Here is an 18,126-nt window from a genome sequence, read left to right on the forward strand (position 1 = left end):
ATATTGGGGAGTGATAAGGATTATTGCTGAAATGTACAAGGCTGTTGTTCAACTTCTCATCTTGGAAGCGATACCTTTAATGGCTGCAATTCATATATTCCATTATTTTATTATTTAATCAACCTTAAACTTCCTCATTATCGCATTTTATGGCGAAAAATGCGATAATGAGGAAAACGAATATTAAGGATGACATGATGACAAAAATGATAACACTTAGAGTGGATCAAAGCTTTCTTGCAGATTTAAAAAGAGGCTATCCATTAATTTTAAAAGAGGCTGTAGTTAATACAGATATGCTACGTGAAGAAGGCGAACTTATTCGTCTTGTAGACCGCGCTAATCGCTATTTAGCAACTGGATATTATGGTAATCAAAATAAAGGAATTGGTTGGGTCCTAACGACAAAAGAACATGAAGAGATTGATGGGGCATTTTTCAAGACTAAATTGAAAAATGCACTAGATCACCGTGCTGACTTTTTCGAGGATAGCCAAACAACAGCATTCCGTGTATTTAACGGCGAAGGGGACGGCATTGGCGGTCTAACAATCGATTATTTTGATGGTTATTACATGGTTAGTTGGTATAGTGATGGAATATATAGCTTCAAACAATATATCTATGATGCACTTGCTGAGTTAGTTGAGTTCAAAGCTATTTATGAGAAAAAACGTTTTGATACGAAGGGACAATATATCGAGCAAGATGATTTCGTAATGGGTGAACCTGGAGATTTCCCTATCATTATTAAAGAGAATGGTATGAATTTTGCAGTGAACCTAAATGATGGTGCAATGACTGGGATTTTCCTTGACCAACGCGATGTACGTCGTACAATTCGTGATTATTATGCAGAAGATACGAATATGCTGAATACTTTCTCTTACACTGGTGCATTTTCAGTTGCTGCTGCTCTTGGCGGCGCAAAAGAAACAACGAGTGTTGATCTTGCAAAACGTAGCTTAGCAAAAACGATTGAACAATTTAGTGTCAATGGTATCGATTATGAAGCGCAAAATATTAAAGTAATGGATGTATTTGATTACTTCAAATATGCCGTTCGTCACAACATGAAATATGATTTAGTTGTACTTGATCCTCCTAGCTTTGCACGTTCGAAAAAAATGACATTTAGTACTGCAAAAGACTATCCGAAATTGCTAATGGACGCAATTTCTATTACGGAAAAAAACGGTATTATTGTTGCTTCTACAAACAATGCAAGCTTCGGTATGAAAAAGTTCAAGACGTTCATTGATAAGGCGTTTAAAGATTCAAACACTCGCTATAAAATAGTTGAACAATCTTCACTACCAAAAGATTTCCGCGCAAACCGCGACTTCCCTGAGTTCAACTATTTAAAAGTTGTGTTCATTAAAAAGCTGAATAAATAAGAGATTAAACCGCAACCAGAAATGGTCGCGGTTTTTATATTTTAGGTTAATCACTAATCTATACTAAGTACCATTTCAATAAAACAACCGAATCCTTATCACTTTTATTGATTTGCTGTAATAGTAGTTAGTTTCCATAGTTATCTGTATAAACAATTACTAGATTAATGCTTTAATTTTGCAAATATTTTCAGCTTTGCTCATAAAAAATTACTATTGCAAGAATTTGAATCCTAAGAACAAACCCCAAAAAAGAAATATCTGGCCTAAATAAAGAACTGATACTTCTTTTTAAGAATAGTTGATTCTCCGTTTCCCAACTTTTTCATGTAATGTTTTAATTACTGTTCTCGTTTTATCCAAATACTCTATTGTCTCTTCATATGTACTAGTTGCCACGCACATAAATAATATATCTAACACATGTAGCTGTGCTAATCGCGAAGAAGTTGCACCGCTTCTAAAAGTAGCTTCTAATTTAGGTGAAGTATATAAACAAATGTCTGCTAAGCTGGCAACAAGTGAATTCCCGTATCTGGTAAGACTAATTGTTGTAGCATTTACACCATTTGCTATCTCTAACACCTTAGCTACCTCATGTGTTTCTCCTGAAAATGAAATGCCAACAATTACATCTCCCTCTTCCGCGTTTACAACGGCGGTGCCGCCTAAATGTGTATCCGTGAAATACATACAGTATTTATTAATACGCACAAATTTTTGATACGCATCCATTGCAGCTATTGCTGATGCACCAACACCAAAGAAGAAAATTCTCTTAGCATTTAATATTGCATCCACAGCATGCATAAGCGCTTTTTGATCGATTAAATCTGCAGTTTCACGTAAAATTTGCATACTATGATTTGTAATCTTATCAATAGTTAACTCTAACGGCTCATTCGGTTCGATATCACGTACATCAACCTTCTCGCTTTGTAAATCTCCAGCAATTCTAAGCTTCAATTCTTGTATGCCACTTAAATTCAATGATTTACAAAGGCGAATGACAGCCGCACTACTTGTATGACTATGTTTGCCAATATCGATTGCTGTCATTTTAATTGCTTCAGCAGGATGTTTTAAAATATATTGAGCAATTTTCCTCTCAGAAGGTGGCAAGCTAGCTTCCATTTCGGAAAGTATTAGCAATCCCGAATTCATCTTTTCTATACTTATAACCCCCTGCTTCCTTATTTAATATTGAAGCAATATTACTATATTCTCTCTTAATTAGAGATTCTTCAGTTGTATTGCTGCACGAACGTGACCTTTTGAATTTGCTAAAAGTTGTTTTGACTCATCCAAAGTTGACTGTGTTAAAAGCATAACTATCGCTGGTTTCACTTCATAACCTGTTTTAGCTAATACCTGCTCTGCTTGTTCGTAAGTAACTTCTGTTGCCTCACAAACAATTCTTTTTGCACGTTCTTTTAATTTATTATTACTAGCATGTACATCAACCATTAGATTTTTATAGACTTTACCTAATTGAACCATAGTAGCTGTAGAGATCATGTTTAATACCATTTTATGTGCTGTAGCTGCCTTTAATCGTGTAGACCCTGTTAAGATTTCTGGACCTGTATCTACCTCAAGCGCAATATCAGCACATTCGCTAATAATTGAGTTTGGATTACTTGTTAAACTCATTGTTTTAGCTCCGACAGAACGAGCATAAACTAAAGCCCCTTTTACGAAAGGGGTACTTCCGCTTGCCGCAATACCGATCACCACATCATGTTCTGTTAAACCATGTTCTTTTAGGCTCGATTGACCCCATTGTTCATCATCTTCCGCTCCTTCAATGGCTAAGACAACTGCATCGATTCCACCTGCTAATATTGCCTGTACTACTTCTGGTGATGTACTAAATGTAGGAGGACATTCCACTGCGTCTAACAAACCAATTCTCCCGCTTGTTCCAGCACCTACATAGAATAATCTTCCCCCTGTCTCAAGCGAATGATATACTACCTTAATCGTTTTTTCTATTTTTGGTAGTACCTTTTCAATAGCTAGTGGAATTTTGAGGTCATCCTGATTCATTAATTTTATAATTTCAGCTACAGACATTAAATCTAAATTGGTTGTTTCCCTATGATGCGCTTCTGTTTTCAGTTTTAGCTCTCGCTCCATAGATTTTCAATTCCTCCTAATCTTATTTTCAAGATCAACTTTCATCCATGTCTGTAACAGATCAACTTTCATTTTCTTTGTGATTGGAATGTACATTTCAAGTAGTGCTAAAGTAAATGCACCAACTACTGGTGATACAGATGGTTTAATCAATTCATTGTCACTTAAGACTAAGCTTAGAGAATGCTCAAATTGACTTAAGAAATACTCATTTTCAAATAAGCCACCACATACAACTATTGGTAATGACTTTGCACTTTCCTCTCTTGAATATATAATTTCCAATAGGTGCACTAGTTGAGCCACCGCATCAAATACAATTCGACACGCTACATCGTTACCTCGCTCTGCTAATTTCAAAACAATCATCGCAATAGATGACACGATCAAACGTGGTTGCTCCTGTTCATAAACTTTCGTGATGATGCCTACGGTATTATTCAGTTGAAGATATTTGAGAACTTCTTCCGTAAATTCATCAAGCTGCTCTTGTAAATCGTATAGTTGTGAGATATGACTTAATGCCTGTGTCCCAATATAATAACCACTACCTTCATCGCCAAATAAATAGCCCCATCCACCTGCTCGACTAATTTTGCGACCATCTTCTTGTACTAAATAAGCAATAGAACCGGTACCAGCTATTAAAACCAATCCATCCAATTTAAATGTGCCACTTACCAAGGCTGCTACTGCATCATTAGTAACTCGAATTGTACAATGATACGATTGAAAATACTCTTGTATCCATTCATTCCAGCAGACTAAATCTTCCTCACGATCACCACCAGCTGCACATACAAATACAGCCTTGACCTCCGCTTTTTGAATAGCGGACTTTACTAACAACTTATCTAATAAATGGACTAATTGGATTTTAACTTTTTCCTTTAGAGTGGCTTTTATATTCGAGCCTTCACCAGTTACAAGAGCTAGAATCTCTCCATCGCTATTGCCAATCACCGCTTGAGTTTTAGTTCCGCCACCATCTATTCCAATAAAATATCGTTTATTTAACTGCACCTGCCGTCAGTCCTTCCATAAACTGCTTTGAAGCGATGAAAAATAGTAAAATCATTGGTAATGAAGCTAAAGTTAAGCCTGCGAATAGCGAACCCCAATCTGCGGAATGTTCACCAAATAATGACATCATTCCTACAGGGATCGTCATTTTCGCCTTTTCCGTAATAAAAATTAATGGGAAGAAAAAATCATTCCATGCAGATATAAAATTAATAATAACTACAGTTCCTAAAGCAGGTCGCATAATTGGTAAGAGCACATGCCAGAGTATGCGTATATTTCCTGCACCATCCATTCGAGCTGCTTCCTCTAATTCAACAGGCATTGTACGGAAAAAGCCTGTCAAAATAAGCATCGTTAACGGGATCCCTGTTGCAACATTCATAAAAATTAATGACCAAAGTGAATTAATTAATCCTAAATCTCTCATCAAAATAAATAATGGTACAATCCCTAACTTAATCGGTATCATCATTCCTAATAAAAAAATAAAGAAAATGGCATTAGTCCACGAAAATTTAAAACGAGCAATATAAAAAGCTGCTAAAGAACACACAATAATAATTAAAGATACTGACACAACGCTTACTATGCCACTATTCATAAAGTAAGTAGTAAAAGGAACTTTTGATAATAACGTCCGATAAGTATCTAAGCTAATACTTGTCGGCAGACCTAAAGGGTTTTTAAAAATTTCTGCACTCGTTTTGAATGAAGAAAGAATCATTAACAAAATCGGATACAAACTAATTGTCGCTGCAACAAAAACAACAATATAATAGAAAGGTTTAGTCCAAATAGTACCTTGCTTCATACCTTCACCTCTCACATCTCAACATCTTTTTTATTCATCACTCGTAAGAAAACCGAAGTACATATTAAAATAAAGCAGAATAAGCATGTCGCTAAAGCCGAGCCTAATCCTATAGAAGTAGATCCCGCAGCAGTTGAACTGCCAAATGCTAACCTATAGAAAAACACTGCTAATGTATCTGTAGAATAATAGGGTTCGCCCATCGATCCCTGCATAGCATAAATAAGTTCGAAAGCTTCAAACGATTGAATGAACGTCAATACGCCCATAATCATAATGGAGGGAATCATTAATGGTAAATAGATTCTAGACAACATTTTAAAGCCCTTTGCTCCATCTAATCTGGCTGCTTCAATAAGTTCACTTGAAATCCCTTGAAAACCGGCCAAAAAAATAAGAACACCAAATCCAATACCAAACCAACAATTCACTAGAATAATAACAATAAGAGCTGTATCCGGATCACCTAACCATGCTCTTTGCAAACTTTCTAGGCCTAGCTTTTCAAGTAAAACATTCACTGTACCATAGTTTGGATTTAAGATGAGTTTCCATAAAAAGCCGACTACAATAACAGAGAGTACCCTTGGTAAAAAGAAAGCAGCTTTGAAAAACTCTGAACCTCTGATTCTTTTATAGATGATAAAGGCTAAAAAGAAAGCCAGACCATTCATCACAACCATCTGTATAATAAAATAAATTCCATTATGCTTAAAAGCATTCCAAAACATAGACCCATAAGGCTCTTTTGTAAAAAGCGTAACGAAGTTTTGAAGCCCTACAAAATTGCCTCTGCTCATTCCATTAAATTCAAAAAAACTATAGGATAGGGCAGCCATTATTGGATATAACACGAACATTCCATAAATGATTAATGCCGGTATAGGAAATAAGTGAATTGTCCACTTTGACCAACTCCGTTTCTTTTTTATCGATGGAGCTGTCCCATTTGTCATATACCATAGCCTCCTTTATGTAAATTGAAACAATAGGCCCTCACCTCTTTTCAGTGAGGGCAATTATTATTTATTGAAACGGCTTAAACCATGTTTTTGCATTTTCTTGCACTTTTTTTGCTACACCATCAACTTTCACATCACCTAAATACATTCCTTGTAGTTCAGTTTCAAGTACTGTTTTCGTTGTTGGGTCTCCACCTGTAAAATTAGTAACCCACATATAAGGTGTCGCGTTAGATACTACTGCTTTACTAAGATCACTTAATAGTGCCTGATCAGAAGAAATGCCAGGCATTGCACTAATCATTGAGAACTCTTTTACAAATAGTTCACCAAATTCTTTTGTAGTTAAAAATTCTAAAAACACCTTTGCTGCCTCTTTATTTTTTGAGTTGGCATTCATAGCAAATGAGCCATCAACCCATGTTGTAACAGTTTTATTGCCTGCTTTAGATGGCATGGGGAAAAAGCCAAAATCTAAATCTGGATTCATTTCCGAAACAACGGGGATTTCCCAACTACCTAATGGGAACATGGCTGCTTTTTCTAATGCAAACTCAGTTCGAATATCATCCATTCCTAGACCCTCTGAGTTTTTAGGAAAGTATTTCTTCAAATCATTCATCACTTGAATAGATTCTTTAAACTTTGCATCTGTGAAATCTTTTTCACCAGCTAAAACTGACTTGTAGAAATCATTACCCTCATAAACACCTGGCCCCACAATGCCGTGGAGCAAAGATAATAGCCAACTTTCCTTTGTACCCATCGCAATAGGTGTGATACCTTTTGCTAGAAGTTTGTCATTTAATTGAATGAATTCATCCCATGTATTTGGAACATCTAAACCTTGCTCTTTGAAAATCTTCTTATTATAGAAGAATTGAGTAGAACTCAAATTAATTGGTACCCCATACTGATTTCCTTCTGCATCTCGAGAAGCTTGTAGCGCTTCTTCCGAGAATACATTCATTCCATTTAAATCGTTAATTTTTTCTATGAATCCTGATTCTGCTAGTTTTAAACCAGCAGCATATGGACGTAAATGAATAATATCCGGACCTTCTCCCGCTTGTAATGCTGTGTTTAATACCGTATTATATTCTGTGTTTTTTGTAGGACTGAAAGTGACTTTAATATCTGGATGTTCCTCGTTGAATAATGCGATTACTTTTTCATATTTTGCTACATCTTCTGTACGCCAGCTACCAATTGTCAGTGACACTTCCTTTGAAGATTCGGATTCTTTATCTCCCTTGCTCGTGTCATCAGATTTGTCTTTTGAGCCACAGCCAGCTAATACGATTGTCAACAAAAGTACAAACAAAAAGAACCACCTATTCAATACCTTCATGTCTGTTCCTCCACCCCAAAATTAGTTAAGCAATTCCTCATACACCAGGTCGTGAATCTGCCTTCTGATTTCTCGAATCGAATTGTTTCTTCCAAAATGCACGGCATTAGTTAATAATATGATAGAAGATTTTTTTACAGGATCCATGCAAATACTAGTTCCTGTAAATCCTGTATGTCCAAAAGCTCCTACGCTCACCTTCTTTCCAAAGGATACTGATGGTTCTTCACCAGTCAGCACTTCAAACCCAAGACCCCTTCCTAAAAACGTATTCATATATGCTGACTCCATCCAATTGAATGGAATAACCGACTGTTGTCTAATACCTAACCAATACTCTGAAAACAAGAGTAAATCCTTTGCACTTGAAAATAAGCCCGCACTACCAGATACACCGCCTAATAAAAGCGCTTTCTCATCATGTACATCTCCTTGGACATATTGTCCTTTAACTAGTTCAGTAGAAGCCACCTTATACTTTTGGTTATTCGGCAATAAAAATTGTGTATTATGCATATTCCACGGATTAAAAAAATGTCGTTTCACAAATTGATCTAACAATTCCCCTGTCACTTTTTCTACTATCTTGCCTAATAAGATCATCCCTAGATCACTATAAGCGACAAACCGACCTGGATTATAGACTAAATTACATGCTAATATTTCACTCATTATATCCCTGTTATGATGTCTCTCTACTTTTGGTACTAACCCTGCTGGTAATCCTGATCTATGCTGTAACAAATGTCGAATCGTCACCTTTGGAAAACGAAATGCTGGTATAATTTCCGACACACTTCTATCAAGTTGAAGTTCATTTCTACTTAGTAAATATAAGGTAGCTGGTAATGTAGCGACGACCTTTGTTAAAGAAGCCAAATCAAAAAGGGTATTTTCTGTGATTGCATGCAATTGCAAATCCTGTCCTTTGAAATGCCCGTAGCTCTTGGTTATTAAATGCCTCGAATCCTGTTGCACACTAATAACTACACCCGGTAGCAATTTTTTTTGAATTATTTGTTTGATATACTCGTCTATCATGACAACACCCTTGTTATTTTTTAGATTTTCCATGTTATTACGATATGAAATTAAATAACAAAAAATAAGCGGATTTCTGAAATTTTTTTTTAAACCATATACACATAAAAAAAGAGCTATCCGTCATATTAGCGGATAACTCTTTTTCTATGTGTTCTATTGAATAACTTAGTCAATTTTTACAAAAAACTGCACTTGATTATAATGTCAATTCTTGCAACGCCTTTTTCAATTCCTGAACCTCTTCCGAACTTAACGTTACGCCCTTACCCATCTTCGTATGATCCTCAGACCAATCTCTTAGATCATACTTAGGGGCACGATCATTCCAACTGATTAAATTTAATTCTTTCTGCCAACCTTTAGCACCTTCAGAAAGTACTGCAATGTTTTCTACGATTTCGTATTTTAGTTCTGCCATTTACTCTTACTCCTTTGTTCTTTAATAACTTCATCATTTGGGCTAACTAGCTTAAATGTATGATGTTACAGTACTATTTTCCCTAAGCACCATCAGCCTCGTAATAATCCATTATATCAGAACTTTCTATTTCTTATTTGCAAAGCGAATTGCTCTACTCATGACTGTAGGCACGACAGATGCATGATTTTCTTCTGGAGCACAGTAAAATTCACATTCCACATACTTTTGTTGATCTGCACTTAATCGGCTGAACACTTGTTTTGCATCGTCAACCATAAAGCCCTCACATTCACCTACTGCAATGTAAAGGTTCTTCTTCCCATACGCTTCCGATTGTCTCAGAAATCCATCCATGTATGTTAAAATTTCATGATCATTCCACCAGATTGATGGACTTAAAGCTAGATAAGTTTGAAAGGCTTTTGGTTTTGTGAAAAGTGTCCATAATGTAAAAAGGCCGCTGAGAGAATGTCCGAACAGAGCTTGTTTTCCCTTATTAATAGAATAGCGTCTTTCTATTTTCGGTTTTAACTCTAACTCAATAAAATCAAGAAATTTCTGTGCTCCTCCGTGGACACCAACATCAAAACCCTTTAGCCGATCTGGATAAACATACTTATTTGCAGGTGCAGTAAAATCATAGAATCTTCGTTTGGAAGCATCCTTTCCCTCACCTTGATGCCCAATACCTACAATAATCGCCTCATTCACCAATGTTTTCGGTGCATTTCTAGATTGCAAACTTACGATGCCTTGAGCAAATTGAAAGTATGAATTTCCATCTAATATATAAATAACAGGATAGCCATCTACAGGTGGGGGTGAACTAGGTAATGATACTTTTATATCATATGAATAATCCATTTCATCAGAATAGTATAGCCATTGTTCTGTATTGTCTTGAGTGACTTTATTTATTGCTTTCACTACTTTTCCCCCGATTCCTGCTCTAGGAAAGTATCATATCCAAAACACACTGGTGCCCCATTATCTGGGTCAATCATTATGCGTGCATCGATATTGAACACTTGCTTTAGAGTTCCTTTTTCTAAAATTTCATTAGGTGTACCGACAGTAATAATTTCTCCTTCTTTCATTGCAATGATTTCATGCGAAAAACGTGCAGCATGATTGATATCATGTAATACCATTATTATTGTGCAATGATGCTCTCTATTTAGACGCTCTACAATCTTCAGTACTTCAAGTTGGTGAGCAAGATCTAAATAAGTCGTCGGTTCATCCAACAGTAAAATACTTGTCTCTTGTGCAAGAGCCATTGCTAGCCATACTTTTTGACGTTGACCACCTGAAAGTTGAGCGATTTCTCGATCACGAAAAGCAGTCGTTTTCGTTATATCCATAGCCCATTCAATCACTTCAATATCTTTATTTGATAAAGTACCTACATTTTTCCGATGCGGGAAGCGACCGTAAGAAATAAGCTCCTCTACTTTTAATTGTAAAGGTGCTTCGGGATTTTGAGATAAGAGTGCCAGTTGCTTTGCAATCTCCTTCGTCGAAATTGTCTTCATGTCTTGTTCCTGCAAAAATACATTACCACTTTGTTGTTTTAGGATTCGTCCAATTGTTTTTAATAAGGTTGATTTACCACATCCATTTGGACCGATAATTGTTGTTATTTTTCCTTCTTTAATTGTCGTATTCAAATCTGAAAAAACTGTGACTTTTTCATATCCTGCCGTCAATTGTTTCGCTCTAATAACACTAGTCACCATTTATCGGTTCTCCTTTTACGCTTTTGATTTAACTAATAAATATAGAAAATAAGGTACACCTAAAATTGCTACTATGATGCCTACGGGAATTTCCGCAGGGGCGAATACTGTTTTTGCAACATAATCAGAGAAGATGACTAATAGCATTCCTACTACACCACTCATAGGAATGACATACCGATGTTGTATACCTACAAGTTGTCTTGCGATATGAGGAGCCATTAATCCAATGAAGGATATACTACCTGATACTGCTACACATGCACTTATCACACCGATGCTACATAAAAGCAGTATCGATTTCTCTTTTTCAATTTCAATTCCAAGACTTTTAACGCTTGCCTCTTCAAGTTGTAAATAATCTAATAAATATGCTTTTCTGTAGATTATAGGTATCAAAATCAAAAGCCAAGGTAACATGGCAACGATGAAAATCCAGTTTGCATTATAGATACTTCCAGTCATCCAAACAGTCGCCATCTCAAAGTCACTTTCACGCATTTTAAGAGAAATAAACATTGAAAGCGCACCAAATCCTGAACTAATGGCAATACCTGTTAAAATCAGGCGCTGCGTATCTAGTTTGCCATTACGCCAGGAAAAGCTATATATAATAATTGCAGCAGCTAATCCACCTATAAATCCAAATAAAGGCATTATTAATATCGAAATCCAGTTAGAGCTACCAGATGCAACTAACTGCATCTGAAAAAGAAACATGAATACTACAATAGAAGTACCTGCACCAGCGTTGATACCTAATATTCCTGGATCAGCTAAGCCATTTCTTGTGATTCCTTGAATAACCGTACCCGCTATACCTAGCCCTAGACCTACAAGAGCCGCAATAACAATTCGCGGAAGCCGGAATTGAAAGATAACTAGATCAAAATCTTCATTTGGATTAATTCGTAACAGCGTTGTGACGACATCTTTAATCGACATATCGAAAGTGCCATTGGTGATATGAATGTACATAGCTATAAAAATAAGCAAAAAAGCGGCTGTAATTTTCATCATAAAATGTTGTTTATGCACGTCGTTCTCCCCCTCTCGTACGAATTAAATAGAGGAAGAAAGGTACACCAATTAACGATGTAACTACACCAACTGGCGTTTCAAACGGAAAGTTAATAAATCGACTACCAACGTCACATAATGCTAAAAAGACCCCACCAATAATCGCTGAACATGGGATGACAAATCGGTAATCGACTCCTACAAGAAATCTCGTAATGTGAGGAATAATTAATCCTACGAAACCGATTTTCCCAACAAGAGCCACAGCAGTACCGGTTAAACAAACGACTATTAATATACTAATAGCCTTAACCCATTTTGTACGTTGACCAAGACTTATCGAAATATCCTCGCCAATTGATAAAATAGTAATTGATTTAGCAATGTATAAAGCAAGTAAAAGACCAACTAAACCAAATGGTAAAGCAAGTAAAAGAACTTCAGGATCAACCTTATGAATTTTAGCGTTATACCAAAAACTCATATCTTGTGAAATTTGAAAGTATGTAGAAAGTGCTGCTGATATACTGCTTAAAAAAGTTCCAATAACTGTGCCAATAATGGCTAATCTTACAGGAGATAGGCCATTTCTCATTAATGAACCAAAACCAAATACAATCCCCGCTCCAAAAGCAGAGCCAATCATAGAGAAAATGATTAGATTAAAGTTAGACATTCCAGGGTAAAAAATCATACAAATCGTGATCACAAATGCTGAACCATCGGTTACTCCCATAATAGAAGGGGAAGCAAGATAGTTTCTTGTCATCCCCTGCATAATAGCTCCTGATATTGCTAGAAATGCTCCTACTAGCAGAGCAGCCAAAACACGTGGCAAACGAGATTGCATGATAATATTATGATCAACATTTCCCGAATCAAATTGTGTAATCGCCAACCAAATTGTAGTAACATCAATATCCTTTGTACCGTATAAGATCGATAACGCAATTGTAAATATGATGAAGAGAGGTGCGGCACCAATAATTAGGATTGGCACAAATTTAGGTTTCATCATTTTATTTATCATAGGTTCACACATTATTTCGAAAGGTTTTCAACAGCTGCATTTAAGAATTTTTCTTTACTCCAAGCTGTACCACCTTGAGCCATAGGTTCTACTACGTTCACAAATACTTTGTCGTTTTTAGCAGCGTTAATGCTCTTGAAGATAGGATTTTTTAATACATCATCTAGTGCAGCAGTTTTCTTATCATTCTCGCTTTCCTCGAATTGCAAGAAAATAATATCTGGATTTACATCTGCCAAAGTTTCAATTGAGATTTCTTCTTGAGCAGCAGTTTTAGTAATTAATTCAGGAACTTTTATTCCCAAATCTTCATATATAACGGGATTTAAATACACACTAGCTGGATAAACGAACATGCTATTAGCACGGATACGTATTACAAAAACACTTTTGTCTTTCACTTTTTCAGCTACCTTAGTTTTTGCAGCTTCTGCTTCTGTTTTGTAATCACTAATAATTTTTTCCGCTTCAGATTCTTTACCTGTCAACTTACCCATTAAAAGTAGATTATCTTCCCAATCCGTAGAAATATGTGATACCGGGATCATCGTTCCAATTTTATTTAATTGCTCAACCACTTCATCCGGATATTTTGATGAACCTAAAATAACATCTGGCTTTAATTTTAAAATAGTTTCATAGTTCGGTTGCATTTTTTCTCCTATAGAAGTTGCACCTTCCAAATCACTAGCAAGGTATTCTGGGAGTTTACCAGCAGTTGTTACAGCTCCTAGTGGTTTCACATTAAGCATTGCTGCGTCTTCCATAGATTCTAAACTTGCAGCGATAATATTATTTACTTTAGATGGTAAAGTATATGATTTATCTAGATATGTGATTGTTTGTTCTTTTGAAGCTGTTTCTTCGGTTTCTACAGCTTTATTGTCCTCTTTTTTTGGAGTTGTTTCATTCCCTCCACAAGCTACTAAAAATACCGCTAATCCAAATATCCAAAATCTATTCATTTTCATCTGTTAAATCTCCTTTATGTATTAGTTAATATAAGCAGGCCTACTTATTTACCGTTAAACAACTGATAATGATTATCAATATCAATAACTTTTACCAATATAACCCTTAATATACAAAGTGTCAACACCCATTATAAGTTCTATTAAATTTCGTTTAACACGCTCAAATTATTGAACATTGTTATGTTAAATGCCCTATATCATAGAATCCCTCACTAACAGATTCTAAAGGCCGAATCTACATTTCTGCATTATTTTGTATAGTAATGGAAAAATTTGTTTCTATTAAAGCAGGATTTTCATCTTATGTTATTGAATTATTAGGAATTGTTATTACTTTTACATAAAAGAGGGATCAACAAATATGAGAGTAGAGAAGGTTCATGTAGAAAAAGAAAAGCGAGTCATTATTGTTTCAGATATTCATGCAAGCTTGGATTTATTTAAAAAATTGCTTCATAAAGTTACTTACACAACAAATGATTATTTAATTATTAATGGTGATATGTGTGAGAAAGGTGAGAATAGTTTAGAAGTCGTAGAATACATTAGAACACTATGTAATCACTCTAGTAATGTGTATGTCACTAAAGGCAATTGTGATGTATTGTTTCGCTATGTAGAAAATGGTGACCAGGGTATTCTCTCTTATATTGAAAAAAGAAAGAATTCCATTTTAAACGACATGCTAGCTGTCTATCATAAATCCTTGAATGATTTTGGAAATTTAGAGCAACTAACGCAATATTATCGTCAACATTTTGAAGATATATTAACTTGGCTTGAACAATTACCTCATGCAATCGAAACAGAGGAATTCATAGTTATTCATGCAGGAATTGAAAATAAAGAGGATTGGCAACAAACACAGGAGACATTTGCTTTGCAAGCAGATGCATTTTATGAAAAAAATCATCAAGCCGACAAGATGGTGATTGTTGGACATTGGCCAGTGGTAAATTATAGATTTAATCATACAACTTCACATCTCCCATTAATCGATTGGGATAAGAAAATAACGGCGATAGATGGAGGAAATCGAATCAAAGAAGACGGTCAATTAAATGCTTTAATCATTCAAGATAATCAATATACATCATGTTATGTTGACGATTTAACAAATGAAGTCATTATCAAAAAAGACCATTTCGACACAACAAGCCGAGTAGGGACCGTTACTTATCCATATTATGAAATGCAAATCATTCAACAAGAACAATATTTCACGCTTTGTGAAAATATCAATCTCCAGCAACAACAATGGATCAAAAACGAATATTTACAAATTGTTGATGGAAAAGCAACATGTACCCGAGGGATTAGTACAACATTTCTTTCAGTACAAGAATCAGAAAAAGTATGGCTGATAAATGATTCTACAGATGGGTATATCCTGATTAAAAATTCAATTGGTGAGATTGGTTGGATCCCTAAAGCATGTGTATTTTAAGATAAATTCATGTTATAGAAAAACATTAAACACAAATACCCTGTCGTAATAATCTACGACAGGGTATTTTTTAATTAACTTTTAATTCACGTTGTAAAGGCTCCAAATCCACTTCAAACCCTAAATCTTCAAGCATTTGGCGATCTTTTTCTCCTGCTTGTCCTTCCGTTGTTAAGTAATCACCTAGGAAAATAGAGTTTGCCGGGTATAAGCTGAGTGGTTGAAGTGTACCCAGATTCACTTCACGGCCCCCAGATACTCGAATTTCTTTAGTTGGATTGATGAAACGGAATAGGCATAATACCTTTAGACAATAACGAGGGTTGAGATCATGTGTACCCTCTAGCGGTGTACCATCTACTGCATTTAAAAAGTTTACTGGAATAGAATCTGCATCCAAGGCATGTAGGCTACGTGCCATTGCAATCACATCTTGTTGTGTCTCTCTCATACCGACGATAACACCTGAGCAAGGTGAAATACCCGCTTCTTTAGCTAGTTCAACAGTTCTTACACGATCATCATATGTATGTGATGTCGTAATGTTCTCGTGATGGTTAGCAGACGTATTTATATTGTGATTATAACGATCAACGCCCGCTTCCTTTAACTTCTGGGCTTGTTCCGGTTTTAGAATACCTAAGCACGCACAGATGGTCATATCATTATGTTTTTCTTTTATAGCCTTTACAGAATCTACGACAATATCAATTTCTCTATTAACAGGACCACGCCCGCTCGCAACGATACAATATGTCCCTACATTTAGTGATGCTGCTCGTTCTGCTCCTGCAACGATTTCATCTTGTTTCATCATCGCATATTTTTCAATCGGTGCTTTTGAAATAATGGACTGTGAGCAGTATCCGCAATTTTCTGGGCATAAACCTGATTTCGTATTAATAATCATATTTAATTTCACTTTATTACCATAATAATGATTGCGAATTTTATAAGCTGAGTGTAATAAAGGTAATAAATCTTCATCTGGACTTTTCAATATTGCGAATGCTTCGGTATCTGTCAGTTGATATCCATCTAGGACCTTCTGTGCTAACACTTCATAATTCATCGTGATTGCCTCACCTTCAACACTTTTTGTAATCGATGACCAAATATGCCTGCAAATACGGCTAATATTAAATCTTTCGGTAATGGTGGCATCATCCAAAGCCATGCCATTTTATAGGTGAAACCTTCAGGTGCGCTAAACCATAACATATATGCAGCATACATCCAGTTAGTACCGATCAAATAGCTCACGATTGCCCCTACTACCGCTGCTGTGATGTACATTCTTTTCGAACTATGATTTTCTACAATTTTACCGACAATAAATGCAACTAGTATAAATGCAACTATAAAACCAAATGTTGGACTCAATATTTGGGCAAAGCCTCCACCGAAACGTGCGAAAACAGGTGCACCCGCTAAACCGATTAACATATAAACCGTAATTGAGAGGGCACCTAGTCGACTTCCCAATACAAGACCAGCCAATACAGCAAAGAATAGCTGCAATGTAATCGGTACGCCACCTACTACCATAAACGGCGCGAAAGAAGTAATATTCGCTCCAATCATCATAAGTGTTGCGAATAATGCACAATAGACTAAATCGACTGTTCTCCATTTACTTTTAGAATTCACTGTACTTGTTGTCATTTTACACCCCTGTATGTTTATGTATTTATAAATATAGTAAAAAAAAAAACAATTTGTGTCAACCTATAAATTTACAATGGTTAACACAAGTCACTAGAACATATTACAATGCATTGCATTGTCGACTAATGTACTTCATTGTGTTACAATAGGTACATTAGCAGCTACTTAAAATTGCTTCTACTAACTAAGGGGGCTTTACATTATGTCAAATGTCAACGTTGTAACTCCAGAGGTCAGCTTACCGGAGCGTAAAATTATTACAAATCGTCTTTTCGAATTTCTTTATTTAAAAGAAAGACAGGTACCTATTCAAGATGTTTATAAAGCCATGGCCAATGTTTTTCAACTGACTATTGCACAACAAAAACTAACCCTAAAAAGCGGGGCAAGCCTTTTCGAAAATGAAGTAAGAAATGCTCATACTGAATTAAAGAAAAAGGAATATACTACGAGTACTGCAAAACGAGGATTTTGGAGCATTAGCGAAAAAGGCAAAAAAGTTTATCTCCATTCTCGTCTAAAAAAATTCAATTAATAAATCGATATAATCGGCTTCCAGGGGGATAACATATGTCAAAGGAGCAATATCATGCCGGAAACTCATTAACTTTGCGATTACGAAAAAGTGATGAGGGCATTATGAAATGGGCCGGTGCTCAATCTGAAATCGGAGATTCTATACGGTTCCTAATCGAGCAAGAGATACAGAGAAACGGGTTTAAGGATTTGTCTTTGGAGATTAAAAACAAACGTCCTATCCTTCCTACCTCTACAGACATAGAGCCAAATTTACTAGCTTATTTATACAATCGCAATGAACCCGTAGCAATTAATGATGCATATGAGGAAATGCGCGAGATGTTCGAAATCACTGAGGATGAAGCACGTATTACAGTACGTGATGGTCAAGAGCCTCAATGGAAAAACAATGTTCGTTGGGCTAGTCAACAGCTGAATATTAAAAACTTTATCCGCAAAGATTCTCAGTATGGTTATTGGGAGATTTCAGAAGATGGCAAAGTTTATTACGAAAAAACTCAAAATAATATTACTATGCAAAAAGAGGTTGCTCATAAGCCAATTTAATTGACTATGAG

General features: G+C 35.8%; 19 protein-coding genes. 4 read left to right on the forward strand and 15 right to left on the reverse strand.

Annotated elements, in window-relative coordinates:
* Nucleotides 1-197 precede the first annotated feature (197 nt).
* Nucleotides 198-1,397, forward strand: coding sequence for a class I SAM-dependent rRNA methyltransferase (locus MHH98_RS20380; RefSeq protein ID WP_340713446.1), 1,200 nt, complete (start codon nucleotides 198-200; stop codon nucleotides 1,395-1,397).
* 291 nt (nucleotides 1,398-1,688) lie between these two features.
* On the opposite strand, the gene MHH98_RS20385 is transcribed toward MHH98_RS20380, so the two are convergent.
* The 13 genes from MHH98_RS20385 to MHH98_RS20445 form a co-directional block, all read right to left on the reverse strand.
* Nucleotides 1,689-2,570, reverse strand: a complete 882-nt coding sequence (locus tag MHH98_RS20385; RefSeq protein ID WP_038180596.1) for a MurR/RpiR family transcriptional regulator — start codon at nucleotides 2,568-2,570, stop codon at nucleotides 1,689-1,691.
* A gap of 60 nt (nucleotides 2,571-2,630) precedes the next feature.
* A complete protein-coding gene (murQ, locus tag MHH98_RS20390; RefSeq protein WP_038180598.1) occupies nucleotides 2,631-3,536 on the reverse strand; it encodes an N-acetylmuramic acid 6-phosphate etherase in 906 nt (301 codons plus the stop codon).
* 6 nt (nucleotides 3,537-3,542) lie between these two features.
* Nucleotides 3,543-4,559 carry an N-acetylglucosamine kinase gene (locus MHH98_RS20395; protein WP_340713447.1) on the reverse strand — a complete coding sequence of 339 codons (1,017 nt, stop codon included), beginning with the start codon at nucleotides 4,557-4,559 and terminating at the stop codon, nucleotides 3,543-3,545.
* Complete coding sequence (locus tag MHH98_RS20400; protein ID WP_340713448.1) at nucleotides 4,546-5,373, reverse strand: carbohydrate ABC transporter permease; 828 nt, start codon at nucleotides 5,371-5,373, stop codon at nucleotides 4,546-4,548. Before MHH98_RS20400 ends, MHH98_RS20395 begins: the two co-directional genes overlap by 14 nt.
* Nucleotides 5,374-5,384: 11 nt before the next feature.
* Nucleotides 5,385-6,329 (reverse strand): carbohydrate ABC transporter permease, encoded by a 945-nt coding sequence (locus MHH98_RS20405; protein ID WP_076034228.1) that lies wholly within the window; start codon nucleotides 6,327-6,329, stop codon nucleotides 5,385-5,387.
* A 70-nt stretch (nucleotides 6,330-6,399) separates the two neighbouring features.
* Nucleotides 6,400-7,686 carry an ABC transporter substrate-binding protein gene (locus MHH98_RS20410; RefSeq protein WP_340713449.1) on the reverse strand — a complete coding sequence of 429 codons (1,287 nt, stop codon included), beginning with the start codon at nucleotides 7,684-7,686 and terminating at the stop codon, nucleotides 6,400-6,402.
* 21 nt (nucleotides 7,687-7,707) lie between these two features.
* Nucleotides 7,708-8,727, reverse strand: a complete 1,020-nt coding sequence (locus MHH98_RS20415; protein ID WP_076034227.1) for a serine hydrolase domain-containing protein — start codon at nucleotides 8,725-8,727, stop codon at nucleotides 7,708-7,710.
* A 199-nt stretch (nucleotides 8,728-8,926) separates the two neighbouring features.
* Nucleotides 8,927-9,148 (reverse strand): YdbC family protein, encoded by a 222-nt coding sequence (locus MHH98_RS20420; RefSeq protein WP_038180610.1) that lies wholly within the window; start codon nucleotides 9,146-9,148, stop codon nucleotides 8,927-8,929.
* Nucleotides 9,149-9,274: 126 nt separating this feature from the next.
* Nucleotides 9,275-10,078 carry an alpha/beta hydrolase gene (locus MHH98_RS20425; protein ID WP_235175682.1) on the reverse strand — a complete coding sequence of 268 codons (804 nt, stop codon included), beginning with the start codon at nucleotides 10,076-10,078 and terminating at the stop codon, nucleotides 9,275-9,277.
* Nucleotides 10,078-10,890, reverse strand: coding sequence for an ABC transporter ATP-binding protein (locus MHH98_RS20430; protein WP_038180611.1), 813 nt, complete (start codon nucleotides 10,888-10,890; stop codon nucleotides 10,078-10,080). Before MHH98_RS20430 ends, MHH98_RS20425 begins: the two co-directional genes overlap by 1 nt.
* Before the next feature lie 15 nt (nucleotides 10,891-10,905).
* Entirely contained in the window at nucleotides 10,906-11,910 is a 1,005-nt protein-coding gene (locus tag MHH98_RS20435; RefSeq protein WP_143691043.1) for a FecCD family ABC transporter permease, read from the reverse strand.
* A 10-nt stretch (nucleotides 11,911-11,920) separates the two neighbouring features.
* Nucleotides 11,921-12,928, reverse strand: coding sequence for a FecCD family ABC transporter permease (locus MHH98_RS20440; RefSeq protein WP_038180925.1), 1,008 nt, complete (start codon nucleotides 12,926-12,928; stop codon nucleotides 11,921-11,923).
* Between the two features lie 23 nt (nucleotides 12,929-12,951).
* The gene (locus MHH98_RS20445) at nucleotides 12,952-13,911 is read right to left on the reverse strand and encodes an ABC transporter substrate-binding protein (protein WP_143691036.1); all 960 of its coding nucleotides are present in this window, start codon (nucleotides 13,909-13,911) and stop codon (nucleotides 12,952-12,954) included.
* A gap of 364 nt (nucleotides 13,912-14,275) precedes the next feature.
* Between MHH98_RS20445 and MHH98_RS20450 the strand changes: the two genes are divergently transcribed.
* Nucleotides 14,276-15,361 (forward strand): metallophosphoesterase, encoded by a 1,086-nt coding sequence (locus MHH98_RS20450; RefSeq protein WP_038180614.1) that lies wholly within the window; start codon nucleotides 14,276-14,278, stop codon nucleotides 15,359-15,361.
* A gap of 70 nt (nucleotides 15,362-15,431) precedes the next feature.
* On the opposite strand, the gene bioB is transcribed toward MHH98_RS20450, so the two are convergent.
* A complete protein-coding gene (bioB, locus tag MHH98_RS20455) occupies nucleotides 15,432-16,433 on the reverse strand; it encodes a biotin synthase BioB (RefSeq protein WP_038180616.1) in 1,002 nt (333 codons plus the stop codon).
* On the reverse strand, nucleotides 16,430-17,026 hold the full coding sequence (locus MHH98_RS20460) for a biotin transporter BioY (RefSeq protein WP_038180617.1): 597 nt from the start codon (nucleotides 17,024-17,026) through the stop codon (nucleotides 16,430-16,432). Before MHH98_RS20460 ends, bioB begins: the two co-directional genes overlap by 4 nt.
* Nucleotides 17,027-17,231: 205 nt before the next feature.
* Between MHH98_RS20460 and MHH98_RS20465 the strand changes: the two genes are divergently transcribed.
* On the forward strand, nucleotides 17,232-17,564 hold the full coding sequence (locus MHH98_RS20465) for a winged helix-turn-helix domain-containing protein (protein WP_038180619.1): 333 nt from the start codon (nucleotides 17,232-17,234) through the stop codon (nucleotides 17,562-17,564).
* A 35-nt stretch (nucleotides 17,565-17,599) separates the two neighbouring features.
* The gene (locus MHH98_RS20470; RefSeq protein ID WP_038180621.1) at nucleotides 17,600-18,115 is read left to right on the forward strand and encodes a winged helix-turn-helix domain-containing protein; all 516 of its coding nucleotides are present in this window, start codon (nucleotides 17,600-17,602) and stop codon (nucleotides 18,113-18,115) included.
* Nucleotides 18,116-18,126: the final 11 nt, after the last annotated feature.

Origin of the sequence: Viridibacillus sp. FSL H8-0110, assembly GCF_038003565.1 — a bacterium.
In the GTDB taxonomy this organism is placed as follows: domain Bacteria; phylum Bacillota; class Bacilli; order Bacillales_A; family Planococcaceae; genus Viridibacillus; species Viridibacillus arenosi.

Bases quoted from the DNA above. Each gene is read 5' to 3' on its own strand.
- MHH98_RS20420 (WP_038180610.1), bottom strand. From the start codon at position 9,148: ATGGCAGAACTAAAATACGAAATCGTAGAAAACATTGCAGTACTTTCT.
- bioB (WP_038180616.1), bottom strand. From the start codon at position 16,433: ATGAATTATGAAGTGTTAGCACAGAAGGTCCTAGATGGATATCAACTG.
- MHH98_RS20410 (WP_340713449.1), bottom strand. From the start codon at position 7,686: ATGAAGGTATTGAATAGGTGGTTCTTTTTGTTTGTACTTTTGTTGACA.
- murQ (WP_038180598.1), bottom strand. From the start codon at position 3,536: ATGGAGCGAGAGCTAAAACTGAAAACAGAAGCGCATCATAGGGAAACA.
- MHH98_RS20465 (WP_038180619.1), top strand. From the start codon at position 17,232: ATGTCAAATGTCAACGTTGTAACTCCAGAGGTCAGCTTACCGGAGCGT.
- MHH98_RS20435 (WP_143691043.1), bottom strand. From the start codon at position 11,910: ATGATGAAAATTACAGCCGCTTTTTTGCTTATTTTTATAGCTATGTAC.
- MHH98_RS20470 (WP_038180621.1), top strand. From the start codon at position 17,600: ATGTCAAAGGAGCAATATCATGCCGGAAACTCATTAACTTTGCGATTA.
- MHH98_RS20440 (WP_038180925.1), bottom strand. From the start codon at position 12,928: ATGATGAAACCTAAATTTGTGCCAATCCTAATTATTGGTGCCGCACCT.
- MHH98_RS20380 (WP_340713446.1), top strand. From the start codon at position 198: ATGACAAAAATGATAACACTTAGAGTGGATCAAAGCTTTCTTGCAGAT.
- MHH98_RS20415 (WP_076034227.1), bottom strand. From the start codon at position 8,727: ATGATAGACGAGTATATCAAACAAATAATTCAAAAAAAATTGCTACCG.
- MHH98_RS20445 (WP_143691036.1), bottom strand. From the start codon at position 13,911: ATGAAAATGAATAGATTTTGGATATTTGGATTAGCGGTATTTTTAGTA.
- MHH98_RS20460 (WP_038180617.1), bottom strand. From the start codon at position 17,026: ATGACAACAAGTACAGTGAATTCTAAAAGTAAATGGAGAACAGTCGAT.
- MHH98_RS20450 (WP_038180614.1), top strand. From the start codon at position 14,276: ATGAGAGTAGAGAAGGTTCATGTAGAAAAAGAAAAGCGAGTCATTATT.
- MHH98_RS20405 (WP_076034228.1), bottom strand. From the start codon at position 6,329: ATGACAAATGGGACAGCTCCATCGATAAAAAAGAAACGGAGTTGGTCA.
- MHH98_RS20400 (WP_340713448.1), bottom strand. From the start codon at position 5,373: ATGAAGCAAGGTACTATTTGGACTAAACCTTTCTATTATATTGTTGTT.
- MHH98_RS20430 (WP_038180611.1), bottom strand. From the start codon at position 10,890: ATGGTGACTAGTGTTATTAGAGCGAAACAATTGACGGCAGGATATGAA.